The sequence below is a fragment of the Xanthomonas translucens pv. cerealis genome (genome assembly GCF_006838285.1).
GTDB lineage: Bacteria > Pseudomonadota > Gammaproteobacteria > Xanthomonadales > Xanthomonadaceae > Xanthomonas_A > Xanthomonas_A cerealis.
This window is the reverse complement of record NZ_CP038228.1, coordinates 638,300-656,409: the sequence shown is the minus strand read 5'-3', so window position 1 is coordinate 656,409 and position 18,110 is coordinate 638,300. Positions and strand designations below refer to the sequence as shown.

General features: G+C 68.8%; 9 protein-coding genes. All 9 read left to right on the top strand.

The window, feature by feature from the left end; genetic code table 11:
• Nucleotides 1–68: 68 nt before the first annotated feature.
• The 9 genes from E4A48_RS02850 (at nucleotide 69) to E4A48_RS02810 (ending at nucleotide 18,106) form a co-directional block, all read left to right on the top strand.
• Nucleotides 69–1,763, top strand: a complete 1,695-nt coding sequence (locus E4A48_RS02850) for an alpha-L-fucosidase (RefSeq protein ID WP_142741868.1) — start codon at nucleotides 69–71, stop codon at nucleotides 1,761–1,763.
• Nucleotides 1,764–1,776: 13 nt separating this feature from the next.
• Nucleotides 1,777–2,832, top strand: coding sequence for a glycosyl hydrolase family 18 protein (locus E4A48_RS02845; protein ID WP_039005570.1), 1,056 nt, complete (start codon nucleotides 1,777–1,779; stop codon nucleotides 2,830–2,832).
• Between the two features lie 55 nt (nucleotides 2,833–2,887).
• Nucleotides 2,888–5,377 carry a family 20 glycosylhydrolase gene (locus E4A48_RS02840; RefSeq protein WP_142741867.1) on the top strand — a complete coding sequence of 830 codons (2,490 nt, stop codon included), beginning with the start codon at nucleotides 2,888–2,890 and terminating at the stop codon, nucleotides 5,375–5,377.
• Nucleotides 5,378–5,394: 17 nt separating this feature from the next.
• Nucleotides 5,395–8,094, top strand: a complete 2,700-nt coding sequence (locus tag E4A48_RS02835; RefSeq protein ID WP_142741866.1) for a beta-mannosidase — start codon at nucleotides 5,395–5,397, stop codon at nucleotides 8,092–8,094.
• 131 nt (nucleotides 8,095–8,225) lie between these two features.
• Nucleotides 8,226–10,826, top strand: coding sequence for a glycoside hydrolase family 3 C-terminal domain-containing protein (locus E4A48_RS02830; protein ID WP_409976358.1), 2,601 nt, complete (start codon nucleotides 8,226–8,228; stop codon nucleotides 10,824–10,826).
• A gap of 347 nt (nucleotides 10,827–11,173) precedes the next feature.
• Nucleotides 11,174–13,861: a beta-mannosidase gene (locus E4A48_RS02825; RefSeq protein ID WP_142741865.1), complete on the top strand. Its 2,688-nt coding sequence runs from the start codon at nucleotides 11,174–11,176 to the stop codon at nucleotides 13,859–13,861.
• On the top strand, nucleotides 13,861–14,055 hold the full coding sequence (locus tag E4A48_RS02820) for a hypothetical protein (RefSeq protein WP_039005574.1): 195 nt from the start codon (nucleotides 13,861–13,863) through the stop codon (nucleotides 14,053–14,055). Before E4A48_RS02825 ends, E4A48_RS02820 begins: the two co-directional genes overlap by 1 nt.
• Nucleotides 14,056–14,187: 132 nt before the next feature.
• A complete protein-coding gene (locus E4A48_RS02815) occupies nucleotides 14,188–15,633 on the top strand; it encodes a glycoside hydrolase family 125 protein (protein ID WP_142741864.1) in 1,446 nt (481 codons plus the stop codon).
• A gap of 130 nt (nucleotides 15,634–15,763) precedes the next feature.
• On the top strand, nucleotides 15,764–18,106 hold the full coding sequence (locus E4A48_RS02810) for a GH92 family glycosyl hydrolase (protein WP_142741863.1): 2,343 nt from the start codon (nucleotides 15,764–15,766) through the stop codon (nucleotides 18,104–18,106).
• Nucleotides 18,107–18,110: the final 4 nt, after the last annotated feature.

The window sequence follows — 18,110 nt, the reverse complement described above, 5'->3', positions numbered from 1 at the left end:
CGCGCCCTTTTTTTGCCCGGCGGTTGCTTTGCGCCGGCATCGCGTTTTCTGCAGAGGAGTGCAGTTCCATGACGTCCGAGACCCGCCTGCGCGCGGACCGATCCGGCCACGCCGGCGCTGTACGCAAGACTCTGGCCAGCAGCTTCTCCCTCATTTTCGCGTTGGCGGCCGTGCCCGCCTGCGCCGCGGATGCGCCGTCGCCGACCGCGCCCACCGCCACCACCCTCAGCCCCGAACAGATCGACCAGCAGTGGCTGCAGGCCACCGCCAAGTACGCGCCCGAACGCGCGCGGCTGGTGCGCCAAGCCGATGCCGGGGCACGCAAGGGACCGTTCCGTCCGGACTGGAGCTCGCTGAAGCACTACCGTTCGCCCGGCTGGTACGACAACGCCAAGTTCGGCATCTTCATCCACTGGGGCGTGTTCTCGGTGCCGGCCTTCGGCAACGAGTGGTACTCGCGCAACATGTACCAACCCGACGCCAAGGACAGCCAGGACTACGCGCACCACCGCGAAAAGTACGGCCCGCAGTCCACCTTCGGCTACAAGGACCTGATCCCGCTGTTCACCGCGCCCAAGTTCGACCCGCAAGGCTGGGCCACGCTGTTCCGCGAAGCCGGCGCGCGCTATGTGGTGCCGGTGGCCGAACACCACGACGGCTTTGCGATGTACGACTCGCAGCTGTCGGACTGGACCGCGACCAAGATGGGTCCCAAGCGCGATGTGATCGGCGAGCTGTCCAAGGCGATCCGCGCGCAGGGCATGCACTTCGGCCTGTCCTCGCACCGCGCCGAGCACAACTGGTTCTTCGACGGCGGCCGCACGTTCGACTCGGACGTCAACGATCCACGCTACGCCGGCCTGTACGGGCCGGCGCAGATCCGCTTGCCGGGCAAGGACGATGCCGACGTGGTCAACGACTGGACGCCGGTGTCGCAGGCGTGGCTGGACGACTGGCTGGCGCGCACCACCGAGCTGATCGACCGCTACGACCCGGAGCTGATCTACTTCGACTGGTGGATCGCGCACCCGACCTTCCGCAGCACCCTGCCGACCATGCTGGCGTACTACTACAACCATGGCGCTGCGCAAGGCGACGGCGTGGTGGTGAACTACAAGCTCGGCGCGTTCGCCGAAGGCGCCGGCACGCTGGACATCGAGCGCGGCCAGCTCACCGGCATCCACCCGACCCACTGGCAGACCGACACTTCGGTCAGCAACGCGTCGTGGGGCTACGTGGAGAACGACACCTACAAGACCCCGACCTTCATCGTGCACATGCTGGTGGATGTGGTCAGCAAGAACGGCAACCTGATGCTCAACATCGGCCCGCGCGCCGACGGCTCGATCCCCGACACCGAGCGCGACATCCTGCTGTCGATCGGCAAGTGGCTGAAGACCAACGGCGAGGCGATCTACGACAGCCAGCCGTGGCGCAGCTATGGCGAAGGCCCGACCGAAGTGGTCGGCGGCACCTTCCAGGACACCAAGACCAAGCCGTACACCGCCGAGGATTTCCGCTTCACCACCGGCCACGGCGCGCTGTACGCGATCGAGCTTGGCTGGCCGGCCGGCGGCAAGGCGCTGATCCGCTCGCTCACGCCCGCCGACGGCGTGCACGGCGTGACCCTGCTCGCCACCGGCAAGCAGGTGCCGTTCGAACAGCGCGCCGACGGCCTGCACCTGACCCTGCCGGCCAAACCTGCCGGCGAACACGCCTACGTGTTCCGCATCGACCTGCCCTCCCCCACCTCCACCCGCTGACGGATACCCCCCGATGATGAAGCGATTCGCAGGGCTGCTGCTTGCCCTGTCCATGGTCTGTACCCCGGCCATGGCCAAGAACCCGACCGCGCTGTTCTATCTGATGAGCACGCAGAAATCGACCAACGCGTTCCTGGCCAACGTCGACAAGATCGACGTGGTGGTGCCGACCTGGTACGGCGTGGACCAGAACGGCCTGGTCAGCGGCACCCCCAACGCGTACATCTACGACATCGCCAAGCGCAAGCAGCTGCGGGTGATGCCGATCCTGTCGATGACCACCGGCCGCGACGGCTTCCACAAGCTGATGCACGACGAAGATGCGAAGAAGCGCATGATCGCCTCGCTGCTGATCCACGGCAAAAAGAACGGCTACTACGGCTTCCAGTTCGATTTCGAGAACATCGCCTGGACCGACCGCGACGCCTACACGCTGATGGTCAAGCAGACCGCCGAGGCGCTGCACAAGGCCGGCCTGAAGATGTCGGTGGCGGTGGTGCCGAACGCGCCGGGCTACGCCGAAGGCGGGCAGTTCTCCAAGTGGATGTGGGAATACTGGCGCGGCGCCTACGACCTGAAGGCGCTGGGCCAGGCGGTGGACCTGGTCAGCCTGATGACCTACGACCAGCACACCCGCTGGACCACGCCCGGCCCGGTCGACGGCATGGTGTGGATGAAGAAGCACCTGGACTACGCGCTGACCCAGGTGCCGAAGGACAAGCTGTCGCTGGGCATCGCCACCTACGGCTACCGCTGGTACACCGGCAACCCGGTGAAGGAAGACGGCACCGAAGCGTCGAACATCGCCGCGACTTACATCGACGCCGACGAATCCTTCCCGCTGGCGATCGAGCAGAACGCCACCGTGCAATGGGATGCGCAGGAGCAGGAGTCGTGGTTCTACTTCTACCGCGACGACTTGCGCGAGTGGGTGTTCCGCCCGGACGCGCGCAGCTTCCGCGCACGCTACGACCTGGTCAAGCAATACGGCCTGGAAGGCTTCAGCTGCTGGGTGCTGGGCGCCGAAGATCCGAAGGTGTGGGACGAGCTGCCGACCGCATCGCGCTGATCCGTTACGCGCCGATCCACTACGATAGGCGTCCGCACAGCACGAGGTAGACCGAATGATTGCAGCAGGTGCACGCCAGCGCACGCCACACCGCCCGACGACCGCCCCGCCGGGCGTCGCGGCGGCGTCCCGCAGCACGCGGCTGGGGCTTGCCCTGTTCGCCCTCGTTGCCGTACTGAGCGGCTGCAACCGCGACGCACCCGCCGCCGCGGACACCGCCAAGCCCGCTCCCGCCGCCGCGCCGGCCCCGGCTGCAACGAAGCCGGAGAACACCGCGCCGTTGCCGCTGATCCCGGCGCCGGCGCAGGTCAAGCGCGGCAGCGCCACGCTGACCATCGGCACCGGCGGCACGCTGTCGGTGCCGACCGACGACGAGGCGGCCATGCGCGTGGCGCGGCAACTGGCCACGCTGCTGGAAAAAACCCGCGGCCTGGCGCTGGAGGTGCGCGCCGAGACCATTCCGGCCAATGGCGCCATCCGCCTGCAGATGAACCCCAACGCCCCGGTGGAAGCGCCGGAAGGCTACGGGCTGGACGTGGACGGCAGCACCATGCTGATCCAGGCGCGCGACGAGCGCGGCCTGTTCTACGGCGCGATGAGCGCCTGGCAGCTGCTCACCCCCGACGCCGGCAAGGGCGAAGTGGACGTGCCCGAGGTCAAGATCCGCGACTGGCCGCGCTTCGGCTGGCGCGGCCTGCTGCTCGACGTGGCCCGCCACTTCCACGGCCCGGACACGGTCAAGCACGTCATCGACGCGATGGCCGAGCACAAGCTCAACGTGCTGCACCTGCACCTGACCGACGACCAGGGCTGGCGCATCGAGATCAAGCGCTATCCCAAGCTCACCGAGATCGGCGCCTGGCGCACCCCGCCCGGTGCCGGCACGCAGGGCGTGCCCGACCGCTACGGCGGTTTCTACACACAGGACCAGATCCGCGACCTGGTCGCCTACGCCGCCGCGCGGCACATCACCATCGTGCCGGAGCTGGACATGCCCGGGCACTCGCAGGCAGCGGTGGCGGCCTATCCGGAACTGGTCGGCGTGACCCGACAGCGGCCGAAGGTGTCGGTGGACTGGGGCGTCAATCCCTACCTGTTCAATACCGACGCAAAGAGCATGACCTTCATCCAGGGCGTGCTCGACGAAGTGCTGCAGCTGTTCCCCTCGCAGTACATCCACATCGGCGGCGACGAAGCGGTCAAGGACCAGTGGGAGCGTTCGCCGGCGGTACGCGTGCAGATGCGCAAGCTCGGGGTCAAGGACGCGCATGCGATGCAGGGCTGGTTCAACCAGCAACTGTCCGACTACCTGAGCAAGCACCAGCGGCGCCTGATCGGCTGGGACGAGATCCTGGAAGGCGGCCTGCCGGCCAGCGCGTCGGTGATGTCCTGGCGCGGCATCGATGGCGCAGTGACCGCGGCCAAGCAGGGCCACGACGTGGTGCTGGCGCCAGCAGGCTGGCTGTACCTGGACAACCTGCAGAGCGCGCGCAGCGACGAGCCCAACGGGCGCCTGTCGGTGCTGCCGCTGCAGAAGGTCTACGAGTTCGACCCGGTCCCCGCCGCGCTCAGCGCCGAGGAAGCCAAGCACGTGCTCGGCACCCAGGCCGCGCTGTGGGCCGAATACATCCCCTCGGCCTGGCATATCGACCATGCGCTGTTCCCGCGCCTGAGCGCGCTGGCCGAGGCGGCGTGGTCGCCGATGGCGGCGCGCGGCTGGGACGGCTTCCTGCAGCGCCTGCCGGCGCAACTCAACCGCTACCGCGCGCTCGGCATCGACTACGGCGACGGCGCGTTCGCGCCGGACATCGCCATCCAGGGCGGCGACAACGCCGCGCTGGACAGCGGCAAGGCCAGCATCGCACTCGGCAACCAGGCCAGGTTCGGCAGCTTCCGCTACACCACCGACGGCAGCGAACCCAAGGCCGACTCGCCGCACTATGCCAAGCCGTTCGACGTGACCCTGCCGGTCACCGTGCGCGCGGCCACCTTCGCCGACGACGGCAGCGTGCTGGCTGCGCCGCGCACCCGCATCCTCGACCGCCCCGGTCTGCTCAGCCGCGACACCCAGGGCCTGGGGTCCTGCGCCGACGGCAGCCTGGGCCTGCGCGTGCCGCTGCTGCCGGACCTGCCCGGCAAGGACACCCCGGTGTTCAACATCGACCTGTTCAGCGGCTGCTGGCGCTACGCCGACGCGCGCCTGGACGGCATCGCCCGCATCCGCATCGATGCGGCACGGCTGGCGCGCAACTACGGGCTGGCGCACGAGCAGTCCAAGGTCAAGCAATACCCGGCCAGGACCGCACGCGGCGAACTGGAAGTGCGCCTGGGCGACTGCAAGGGCAAGCTGCTGGCGCGGCTGCCGCTGCCGGGCGGCAAGGCGCTGGGCGAGCAATTCTCGCTGGAAGCGCCGCTGCCCAAGCAGACCGGCACGCACGACCTGTGCCTGCGCTCCACCGCCCGCAGCAACGGCCCGTACTACGCCATCGGCGCCGTCCACCTGATCGAAACCACCGCGCAGGCGCCCCCCGCCGCCGCGCGTTGACCCCTGGAGACCCACGCATGACCCAGCCGCACCGCCGTCCCCGTTCCGCGCCGCGCGCGCGCCTCCCCGCCCGGCTCGGGCTGCTCATGGCATTGGGCGTGCCGCTGCTGGGCCAGGCGGCGGTGCCGGCGACGCTGTCGCTGCAGCAGGGCTGGCAGGTGCGGCTGGCGCCGGGCGAGGCGCATGCCAAGGAATTCCCCAAGGCGGCGCAGTGGTTGCCGGCGCAGGTACCGGGCATGGTGCAGACCGATCTGATCGCGGCCGGGGTGGTGCCCGATCCGTTCTATCGCGACAACGAGGCCAAGATCCAATGGGCCGGGTTGAGCGACTGGCAGTACCAGACGCACTTCAAGGCCGACCCCGCGCTGCTCGCGCGCGAGCACGTGGAACTGGTGTTCGACGGCCTGGACACCTTTGCCGAGGTCTACCTCAACGGCAAAAAACTGCTTGCCGCCGACAACATGTTCCGGCAGTGGCGGGTGGACGCCAAGCCGCTGCTCAAGCGTGGCGACAACGTGCTGGAAGTGCGGCTGTACTCGCCGATCAAGAAGATCCAGCCGTGGCTGGCCAAGCAGCCATACGCGCTGCCCGGCGCCTACGACTCCGCATTCGGCGACGAGCCGGTGGCGCGGCACAGCTCCACCTACGTGCGCAAGGCGCCGTACACCTTCGGCTGGGACTGGGGTCCGCGCATCGTCACCGCCGGCATCTGGCAGGACGTGCGCGTGGAAGCCTGGGACGCGTTGCGCGTGCAAAGCCTGCACATCGCCCAGCAACGCGTCGATGCGGACGCGGCGCAACTGCTCGCGCAACTGGAGGTGCAGGCCGGCCGCAGCGGCGAAGTGCAGCTGGAACTGGACGTGCTCGGCCCCGACGGCCAGCGCGTGGCGCAGCTGAGCCAGAAAGCGGTGCTCGATTCCGGCAGCAACACGCTGACCGTGCCGGTGCGCATCGCCAAGCCGCAGCGCTGGTTCCCGGTCGGCTACGGCAAGCAGGATCTGTACACGTTCAAGGCGCGCCTGCGCGACGCCGCCGGCGACAGCGACGCCACCCAGCGCGTCACCGGCCTGCGCAGCGTCGAATTGCATCGCGACAAGGACCAGTGGGGCAAGGGCTTCGCGATCGTGGTCAACGGCATCCCGGTCTTCGCCAAGGGCGCCAACCTGATCCCGTTCGACAGCTTCCCCAGCCGGGTCGATGCCGCGCGCATGCACGGCATCCTGCAATCGGCGCGCGACGCCAACATGAACATGCTGCGCATGTGGGGCGGCGGCCACTACCAGCCGGACAGCTTCTACGAGGACGCCGACCGCCTGGGCATCATGATCTGGCAGGACTTCATGTTCGGCGGTGCGATTCCGCCCTACGACGTGGCATTCCGCGAGAACACCCGCGCCGAGGCCGAGGCGCAGGTCAAGCGCCTGGGCGATCACCCCAGCATCGTCATCTGGTGCGGCAACAACGAAGTGCAGACCGGCTGGGAAAACTGGGGCGACCGGGTCAAGTTCAAGCAGTCGATCGACCCGGAAGAACGCAGCCGCATCGAACGCGGCATGACCACGCTGTTCGGCACCGTGCTGCGCGAAGCGGTCAGCAAGTACGACAGCGACACCCCGTACTGGGCCACTTCGCCCGGCACCGATTTCGACGGCGCCGCGGACCAGCCCGACGACGGCGACATGCACTACTGGAAGGTCTGGGGCGGCCCGGCGCTGCCGGTCACCGACTACCTCAACGTCACCCCACGCTTCATGTCCGAATACGGCCTGCAGTCGTTCCCGGAGATGCGCACCATCCGCGCCTTCGCCGAACCCGGTGACCTGCAGCCGGAATCGCCGGTGATGCGCGCGCACCAGAAGTTCGACAAGGGCAACGGCAACCAGCGCCTGCTGCTGTACATCCGCCGCGCATTCGGCAAGCCCAAGGACTTCGAAAGCTTCGTCTACCTGAGCCAGCTGATGCAGGCCGAAGGCATCGCCCTGGCCGCCGAGCACCTGCGCGCGGCGCGGCCGCAGTCGATGGGTTCGCTGTACTGGCAGCTCAACGACGTGTGGCCCGGCGCGTCCTGGTCGAGCCTGGACTACTTCGGCCGCTGGAAGGCGCTGCATTACCACGCCAGGCGCTTCTACGCGCCGGAACTGATCGCCGCGCTGCGCAACGACCAGGGCCAGACCGAGGTGACGCTGGTGTCCGACCGCACCGTGCCGCTGGCCGCGCGCTGGCGCATGCGGGTGATGGACGTGTCCGGCAAGGTGCTGAGCAAGAGCGAGAAGCCGGTGACCCTGGCGCCGCTGTCCAGCGTGCGCGTGGGCAGTTTCAGCGATGCGCAGCTGCTGCGCCGCGCCGACCCCAAGCGCAGCGTCGCGGTGTTCGAACTGCTCGACGGCGCGCGCGTGCTGTCGCGCAACCTGGTGTTCTTCGATGCGGCCAAGCACCTGCACCTGCCCAGCCCCGACATCCGCAGCGAACTGCGTGCCGATGGCGACGGCTACACGCTGACCCTGACCAGCACCACCCTGGCGCGCGAAGTGTGGCTGGCGTTCGGCGATCTGGACGCCACGCTCTCGGACAACGCCTTCGACCTGCTGCCAGGCGAGCCGCTGACCGTGCACGTGCGCACCGCCGCCACGCTGGAGCAGCTGCGCGGTGCCTTGCAGGTGCGCGACCTGGCCGCCACCCTGGCCGGTGCGCCGTCCGAGCCGGCGGAGGCGAAGTGATGCGGAACGGAAAGACCAGCCAGCCTGCGCCACTGTGGGAGGGACTCCGCGCGGCCTCGGGCCATCAGTCCCGACAGGGCGGTACCGTCAAAGCGTCGGGACTGAAGTCCCTCCCACAGGCGCTATGCCTATTGGGACTGCTCTCCTCCCCGCTCGCCCATGCCGACGACGCCGACGACCGCGCCGCCGCACTGGTGGCGAAGATGACCCGCGAGGAAAAAGTGGCGCAGGCGATGAACGCTGCGCCAGCGATCCCGCGCCTGGGCGTGCCGGCCTACGAATGGTGGAACGAGGGCCTGCACGGCATCGCCCGCAACGGCTACGCCACCGTGTTCCCGCAGGCCATCGGCCTGGCTGCGACCTGGAACACCGCCCTGCTCGAGCAGGTCGGCACGGTGACCTCGACCGAAGCGCGCGCCAAGTTCAATCTCGCCGGCGGCCCCGGCAAGGACCACCCGCGCTACGCCGGACTGACCATCTGGTCGCCGAACATCAACATCTTCCGCGACCCGCGCTGGGGCCGCGGCATGGAGACCTACGGCGAAGACCCGTATCTCACCGGACAACTGGCGGTGGGCTTCATCCACGGCCTGCAGGGCAACGACCTCACCCACCCGCGCACCATCGCCACTCCCAAGCACCTGGCCGTGCACAGCGGCCCGGAACCCGGCCGCCACGGCTTCGACGTGGACGTGTCGCCGCATGACCTGGAAGCGACCTATACCCCCGCGTTCCGCGCCGCCATCGTCGACGGCCGCGCCGGTTCGGTGATGTGCGCCTACAACGCCCTGCACGGCACCCCGGCCTGCGCCGCCGACTGGCTGCTCAATGGCCGCCTGCGCGGCGACTGGGGCTTCACCGGCTTCGTCGTCTCCGACTGCGATGCCGTGGACGACATGACCCAGTTCCATTATTTCCGCGCCGACAATGCCGGCTCCTCCGCCGCCGCGCTCAAGGCCGGCCACGACCTCAACTGCGGCTACGCCTACCGCGAACTTGGCAAGGCGATCGAACGCGGCGACGCCGACGAAGCCCTGCTCGACCAGTCGCTGGTGCGGCTGTTCGCCGCGCGCTACCGGCTCGGCGAACTGCAACCGCAAGGCAAAGACCCGTACGCGCGGCTGGGCGCCAAGGACGTGGACAGCGCCGCACACCGCGCACTGGCGCTGCGGGCCGCGCAGCAATCGCTGGTGCTGCTGCAGAACCGCAACGCCACCCTGCCGCTGAAGCCAGGCGTGCGGCTGGCGGTGATCGGCCCCAATGCTGACGCGCTGGCCGCGCTGGAAGCCAACTACCAGGGCACCTCGGCCGCGCCGGTGACGCCGCTGCTGGGCCTGCGCGAGCGCTTCGGCGCCGCGAACGTGCGCTACGCGCAAGGCGCGCCGCTGGCCGCCGGCGTGTCCGGCATGATCCCCGAGACCGCCCTGCGCAGCGACGGCACGCCCGGCCTGCGTGGCGAGTATTTCGACAACGTCGATCTGGCCGGCCGCCCGCGCACGCAGCGCCAGGACCGCGTGGTCAGCTTCAACTGGGATCACGTGGCGCCGGCCAAGGGCCTGGACAAGGACCGCTACGCGGTGCGCTGGAGCGGCGAACTGCTGCCGCCGGGACCGGGCGACTACACCCTGGCGGTGCGCGTGGCGCGCTGCTTCGATTGCGCCGGCCACGATCCGGTGCGGCTGTACATCGACGACCAGCTGGTCGTCGCCGGCAACGCCGAGGACAAGCACGTGCCGGCCGGCATGCACAACGCCGACGGCCGCAACGTCCAGACCGTGCTGCACTTCGACGACACGCGCCCGCGCCGCATCCGCCTGGAACTGGAGCACCGCGGCCAGGACCAGGGCCTGCGCCTGGAATGGCTGGCGCCGGCCGCGCCGCAACTGGCCGAAGCCGAACGCGCGGTCGCGCAGGCCGATGCGGTGGTCGCCTTCGTCGGCCTGTCGCCGGACGTGGAAGGCGAGGAACTGCGCATCGACGTGCCCGGCTTCGACGGCGGCGACCGCAACGACCTGGCCCTGCCCGCGGCGCAGCAGGCGCTGCTGGAACGCGCCAAGGCCAGCGGCAAGCCGCTCGTGGTGGTGCTGATGAGCGGCAGCGCGGTGGCGCTGAACTGGGCCAAGCAGCATGCCGACGCGATCGTCGCGGCATGGTATCCGGGGCAGTCCGGCGGCACCGCGATCGCGCAGGCGCTGGCCGGCGACGTCAATCCGGGCGGCCGCCTGCCGGTGACCTTCTACCGCTCCACCAAGGATCTGCCGGCCTATGTCAGCTACGACATGAAGGGCCGCACCTACCGCTACTTCAAGGGCGAGCCGCTGTTCGCGTTCGGCAGCGGGCTGAGCTACACCCGCTTTACCTACGCCGCGCCGCAACTGTCGGCGACCACGCTGCAGGCGGGTGCGCACCTGCGGGTGCGCACGCAGGTACGCAACAGCGGCACGCGCGCGGGCGACGAAGTGGTGCAGGTGTACCTGCAATTCCCGCAAGGCGCGCAATCGCCGCTGCGCACCCTGGTCGGCTTCCAGCGGGTGACGCTGCAGCCGGGCGAAGCGCGCGACGTGAGTTTCGAACTGGCGCCGCGGCAGCTCAGCGACGTCGATCGCGCCGGCCAGCGCGCGGTGCAGCCCGGCGACTACCGTGTGTTCGTCGGCGGCGGCCAGCCCGGCACCGACGCCTCCGGCGAAGAGGCCGCGTTTTCGATCCAGGGCAGCGCGCCCATCCCGCGGTAATCGGCACATGCACCCTGCGTAGAAGCGGCCTCAGCCGCGACCGCGTCTTACCGGTAACGCCCGGTCGCGGCTAGCGAACCCAAGGCCGTCTCGCCGCGCTACAGCAAACCGTTCGACGTGACCCTGCCGGTCACCGTGCGCGCGGCCACCTCCGCTGCCGGGCGGCAAGGCGCTTGGCGAGCAATTCTCGCTGGAAGCGCCGCTGCCCAAGAGACCGGCACGCACGACCTGTGCCTGCGCTCGACAGCGCGCAGCAACGGCCCGTACTATGCTCATCGGCGCGGTTCACCTGATCGAAACCACCACGCAAGCGCCCCCGCCGCCGTGCGTTGACCCTGGAGAAACGCATGACTCCGCCACACCGCAACCGCCGTTGCCCCCCAAGCGCGCGTGTCCCTGCCCGACTCGGACTGGCATTGGTCCTGGGGCTGCCGGCACTGGGCCAGGCAGCGGCGCCGAGCGCGCTGCCGCTGCAGCAGGGCTGGCAGGTGCGGCTGGCGCCAGGCGAGGCGCATGCCAAGGACGTCCCCAAGGCGGCGCAGTGGTTGCCGGCGCAGGTACCGGGCACGGTGCAGACCGACCTGATCGCGGCCGGGGTGGTACCCGATCCGTTCTATCGCGACAACGAGGCCAAGATCCAATGGGCCGGGTTGAGCGACTGGCAGTACCAGACGCACTTCAAGGCCGACCCCGCGCTGCTCGCGCGCGAGCACGTGGAACTGGTGTTCGACGGCCTGGACACCTTTGCCGAGGTCTACCTCAACGGCAAAAAACTGCTTGCCGCCGACAACATGTTCCGGCAGTGGCGGGTGGACGCCAAACCGCTGCTCAAGCGCGGCGACAACGTATTGGAAGTCAAGTTCTTCTCGCCGATCAAGAAGATCCAGCCGTGGCTGGACAAGCAGCCCTATGCCCTGCCCGGCGGCCACAAATCGGCGTTTGGCGACGAGCCGCATTGGCGCCACAGCTCCACCTACGTGCGCAAGGCGCCCTACAGCTTCGGCTGGGACTGGGGTCCGCGCATCGTCAATGCCGGCATCTGGCTGCAGGCGCGGCTGGAGACCTGGGACGCGTTGCGCGTGGAGGGACTGCACATCGCCCAGCGACGGGTGGACGCCGACGCCGCGCAGCTGCAAGCGCAACTCGAGCTGCAGTCCAGCCGCAGCGGCCCGGTGCAAGTGACACTGGATGTGCTCGACCCGAATGGACAGAAAGTCGGCCAGTTCACCCAGGACGCGGTGGTTGATCGCGGCCAACACCGCATCGATCTGGCCGTGCGTATCGCCAAGCCAAAGCGCTGGTTCCCGGCCGGTTACGGGGCGCAGGACCGCTACACCTTCGTGGCCACCGTGCGCGATGCCGACGGCGACAGCCAGCAGGTCGAGCGCGTCACCGGCCTACGCTCGGTGACGCTGCGCCGCGAAAAGGACCGGTGGGGCAAGAGCATGGAATTCGTAGTCAACGGCATTCCGATCTTCGCCAAGGGCGCCAACCTGATCCCACTGGATTCCTTCCCGACCCGCGTGGACAGGGCACGTATGCGCAGCACCCTGCAGGCCGCGCGCGACGCCAATATGAACATGCTGCGCATGTGGGGCGGCGGTCATTACCAGGACGATGACTTCTACGAGATGGCCGACGCGTTGGGCATCATGATCTGGCAGGATTTCATGTTCGCCGGATCAGTGCCGCCCAACGAAGTGGCATTCCGCGACAACACCCGCCAGGAGGCGATCGATCAGGTCAAGCGGCTGCGGGACCACCCCAGCATCGTCCTGTGGTGCGGCAACAACGAGGTGCAGACCGGTTGGGAGAACTGGTGGGGCGATTTCCAGAAGTCGGTCGGTCCGCAAGAACGCAGCCGCATCGAACGTGGCATGACCACGCTGTTCGGTAGCGTATTGCGCGAAGTCGTCAGTACCTATGACGGCGACGTGCCGTACTGGGCCACCTCGCCAGGCACCGATTTCGATACCGACGCCAACCAGAAAGACAACGGCGACATGCATTACTGGAAGGTCTGGGGCGACCCGGCGCTGCCGGTCACCGAGTACCTCAACGTCACCCCACGCTTCATGTCCGAATACGGCCTGCAGTCGTTCCCGGAGATGCGCACCATCCGCGCCTTCGCCGAACCCGGTGACCTGCAGCCGGAATCGCCAGTGATGCGCGCGCACCAGAAGTACGACAACGGCAACCAGCGCCTGCTGCTATACATCCGCCGTGCGTTTGGCGAGCCCAAGGACTTCGAGAGCTTCGTCTACCTGAGCCAGCTGATGCAGGCCGAAAGCATCGCCCTGGCCGCCGAGCACCTGCGCGCGTCGCGGCCGCAGTCGATGGGTTCGCTGTACTGGCAGCTCAACGACGTGTGGCCGGGCACGTCGTGGTCGAGCCTGGACTACTTCGGCCGTTGGAAGGCATTGCACTACCATGCCAAGCGTTTCTATGCGCCGGAACTGATCGCCGCGCTGCGCAACGACCAGGGCCAGACCGAGGTGACGCTGGTGTCCGACCGCACCGTGCCGCTGGCCGCGCGCTGGCGCATGCGGGTGATGGACGTGTCCGGCAAGGTGCTGAGCAAGAGCGAGAAGCCGGTGACCCTGGCGCCGCTGTCCAGCGTGCGCGTGGGCAGTTTCAGCGATGCGCAGCTGCTGCGCCGCGCCGACCCCAAGCGCAGCGTCGCGGTGTTCGAACTGCTCGACGGCGCGCGCGTGCTGTCGCGCAACCTGGTGTTCTTCGATGCGGCCAAGCACCTGCACCTGCCCAGCCCCGACATCCGCAGCGAACTGCGTGCCGACGGCGACGGCTATACGCTGACCCTGACCAGCACCACCCTGGCGCGCGAAGTGTGGCTGGCGTTCGGCGATCTGGACGCCACGCTCTCGGACAACGCCTTCGACCTGCTGCCAGGCGAGCCGCTGACCGTGCACGTGCGCACCGCCGCCACGCTGGAGCAGCTGCGCGGTGCCTTGCAGGTGCGCGACCTGGCCGCCACCCTGGCCGGTGCGCCGTCCGAGCCGGCGGAGGCGAAGTGATGCGGACCAGAAAGATCAGCCAGGCTGCGCCACTGTGGGGGCCGCGGCAGCTGAGCGATGTCGATCGCGCCGGCCAGCGCGCGGTGCAGCCCGGCGACTACCGTGTGTTCGTCGGCGGCGGCCAGCCCGGAACCGATGCGCCCGGCGGCGAGGCGGCGTTTTCGATCCAGGGCAGCGCGCCCATCCCGCGGTGATCGGCACATGCGCCCTGTGTAGGAGCGGCTTCAGCCGCAACCGGGTCTTACCGCTAACGCCCGGTCGCGGCTGAAGCCGCTCCTACAAAAAAGCAATGCGCTCGCACGTATCAACCAGACCAGGAGTCACCCATGCCTTCCCGCCGCGCTATTCTCCAGTTGCTCGGCAGCGCCGCCGGTGCCGGCCTGCTCGCCAGCGCCGCGCCCGGCTTCGCCGCGTCCGGCGCAGCGGCGGCGGACCTGCCCAGCAAGCGCCCGCCGCCGGCGCAACGGCGATTCGTCAGCGCCGCGGTGGAAAAACACCTGCGCACGGTCAAGGCCGGCATCGGCGATCCGCGCCTGGCCTGGCTGTTCGAGAACTGCTATCCGAACACGCTCGACACCACTGTGGAAATCGGCACCCGCAACGGCAAGCCGGACACCTTCGTCATCACCGGCGACATCGAGGCGATGTGGCTACGCGACTCCTCTGCACAGGTGCATCCGTACATCCCGCTGGCCAAACGCGATCCGGCGTTGCGGCGCATGTTCCATGGCCTGATCCAGCGCCAGGCCGCCTGCATCCAGCTCGACCCCTACGCCAACGCGTTCCTGCCCGACGGCAAACGCCAGCGCCTGAAATGGTCGGTGGCCGACATCACCGAGATGAAGCCCGGCGTCGGCGAGCGCAAATGGGAAGTGGATTCGCTGTGCTACCCGATCCGGCTGGCGCACGCCTACTGGCGCGCCAGCGGCGACACCGCGCCGTTCGACGACGACTGGCGCGCGGCGATGCATGTGGTGGTCAAGACCTTCCGCGAACAACAGCGCCTGCATGACCGCGGCCCCTACACTTTTCAGCGCCCCTCGCCGCTGGCCACCGAGACCCTGATGCTGGACGGCTACGGCCAGCCGACCCGGCCCAACGGCATGATCCACTCGATGTTCCGCCCGTCCGACGATGCCTGCGTGTATCCGCTGTTCGTGCCGGCCAACCTGTTCGCGGTGACGGCGCTGCGCCAGCTGGCGACGATGAGCGAAGCGCTGCACCGCGACGCCGCCTTCGCCGGCGACTGCCGCGCGCTGGCCGACGACGTCGAAACCGCCACACACAAGTTCGGGCAGATGCGCGACGCCGACGGCCAGCCGTTCTGGGCCTACGAAGTGGACGGCTACGGCAACCAGCTGTTCATCGACGACGCCAACGCGCCGGGCCTGCTGAGCCTGGCCTACCTGGGCTGCTGCGATCGCCGCGACCCGCTGTTCCTGCGCACCCGTCAGCTGGCGTGGAGCGAGCGCAACCCCTACTTCTTCAAGGGACGCGCCGCCGAAGGCGTCGGCGGCCCGCATGCCGGGCTGCGCATGATCTGGCCGATGTCGATCATGCAATACGCACTGGCCAGCGACGACGACGCGCAGATCCGCCAATGCCTGGCCTGGCTGAAAAACACCGACGCCGGCAGCGGCTTCATGCACGAAGCCTTCGACCAGGACGACCCAAGCAAATTCACCCGCGACTGGTTCGCCTGGGCCAACACCTTGTTCGGCGAACTGATCATCGACCTGCACCAGCGCAAACCGCACCTGCTGCAAGCCTGACCACCCCACTCCCCCCTGTAAGAGCGGCTTCAGCCGCGACCGGGTCTTACCGGTAAACCCCAAGGTCGCGGCTGAAGCCGCTCCTACACAAACACCATCCCCTCTGCGCTGCACACCCAAGGACAGCACCATGGCCACACGACGCGGTTTCCTGCAGGGCGCCATCGCCCTGGCCCTGTTCGGCAGCAGCGGCATCGCCCGCCTGGCGCAAGCGCGCGCCGGCAGCGACGCGCTGCCCGCCGACGCGCGCGCCAAGGCCGAATTCACCCGCCACGTCGACGTGTTCATCGGCACCGGCGGCCATGGCCACACCTTCCCCGGCGCCACCCTGCCGTTCGGCATGGTGCAGCTGAGCCCGGACACCTACAACGCCGTGTGGGATGCGTGCTCCGGCTACCACGAATCCGACGGCTCGATCATGGGCTTCTCGCACACCCACCTGTCCGGCACCGGCATCGGCGACATGCTGGATTTCCTGGTCGTCCCCGCCACTGGCGAGGTGAAGCTGGCGCCCGGCACGCTGGAAAATCCGGACGCCGGCTACCGCTCGCGCTACGACCACGCCGACGAAGCCGCCTCGCCCGGCTACTACCGCGTGCGCCTGAAGGACAGCGGTGTGCACGCCGAACTGACCGCCACCGCGCGCGCCGGCCTGCACCGCTATCACTTCCCCAAGGGCAAGCCGGCGCATCTGCTGCTGGACCTGTGCCACGGCATACAGGACAAACCGGGAGTCGCAACCCGGGTCAGCGACGCGCAACTACGCATCGTCGATGCGCGCACCCTCACCGGCGGGCGCCGCGTGTATCAGTGGGCGAAGGGCCGCTACCTCTACTTCGCCATGCGTCTGTCGCGGCCGTTCGCCACGGCCCAGCTGTATTCCGAAGACCAGCCGCTGGCGGCCGGCGCGCGCCAGGCCGACGGCACCCACCTGAAGGTGGCGCTGCACTATCCCGATGCGGCCGACGCGCCACTGCTGGTCAAGGTCGGCATCTCCGCGGTCAGCGCCGAAAACGCCCTGGCCAACCTCGACGCCGAACTGCCCGACTTCGATTTCGCGCGCGTGCACGCCGCCGCGGTGGCCGCGTGGGAGAAAGAACTGGCGCGCGTGCGCATCGACAGCGACGACGACGCGCAACGCCGCATCTTCTACACCGGCCTGTACCACAGCCTGCTCGCGCCCACCCTGTTCAGCGACACCGACGGCCGCTACCGCGGCATGGACCTGCAGGTGCACCAGGCGCCCGCCGGCTACCACAACTACAGCACCTACTCGCTGTGGGACACCTACCGCGCGCTGCATCCCTTGCTGACCCTGGTACAGCCCGAGCGCGTGCCCGACCTGGCGCAATGCCTGGTGCGCGGCGCCAACGAATGCCCGGACGGCGTCGGCATCTGGCCGCTGCAAGGCGTGGAAACCGGCTGCATGATCGGCTACCACTCCGCCGTGGTACTGGCCGAAGCGCACGCCAAGGGCTTCACCGGCATCGACTACGCCGCCGCTTGGCCGGCCTACCGCAAGCGCGCCATGGACGACACCACCCACGGCCTGGACGAGTACCGCAAGCGCGGCTACATCCCCAGCGACACGGTAGACGAAGCAGTCAGCCGCACCCTCGAATACGCCTACGACGACTGGGCCGTGGCGCACCTGGCGCAAGCCGCCGGCGCCACCCAAGAGGCGCGCGCCTTGCGCGAACGCTCGCGCAACTACCGCAACGTGTTCAACCGCGCCAGCGGCTTCATGCAACCGCGGCTGAGCAACGGCGACTGGGTCGCCCCGTTCAACCCACGCGCGATGGGCCATATGGCGAAATGGCACGACTTCACCGAATCCAACGCCTGGCAGGCCACCTTCCTCAACCAGCACGACCTGTACGGCTACATGGACCTGTTCGGCGGCCGCGACGGCTTCCTCGCCAAACTCGACGAACTGTTCGCCACCAGCTCCGACCTGCCGGCCGGCACCCCGCCGGACATCGACGGCATGGTCGGCCAGTATGCGCACGGCAACGAACCCAGCCACCACGTCGCCTACCTGTTCGCCTACGCCGGCCAGCCCTACAAGACCCAGGCCATGGTGCGGCGGCTGCTGCGCGAGCAATACCACGACGCGCGCAACGGCCTGTCCGGCAACGAGGACTGCGGGCAGATGAGCGCCTGGTTCGTGCTCAGCGCCCTGGGCTTCTACGCCGTGGACCCGGTCAGCGCCACCTACGTGCTCGGCAGCCCGCTGTTCAAGCGCGCCGACGTCGATGTCGGCCACGGCCGCACTCTGAGCATCGTCGCCCACGGCAACAGCGCCGCCAACGTCTACATCCAGCGCGCCCGCTGGAACGGCAAGCCCTACACCCGCAGCTGGCTGCGCCACGCCGACCTCGCCGCCGGCGGCACCCTGGAACTGGAGATGGGCCCGAAGCCGAATCCCGCCTTCGGCGCAGCCAAGGAAGACCTGCCGCCCTCGTTCGTTTGATCCG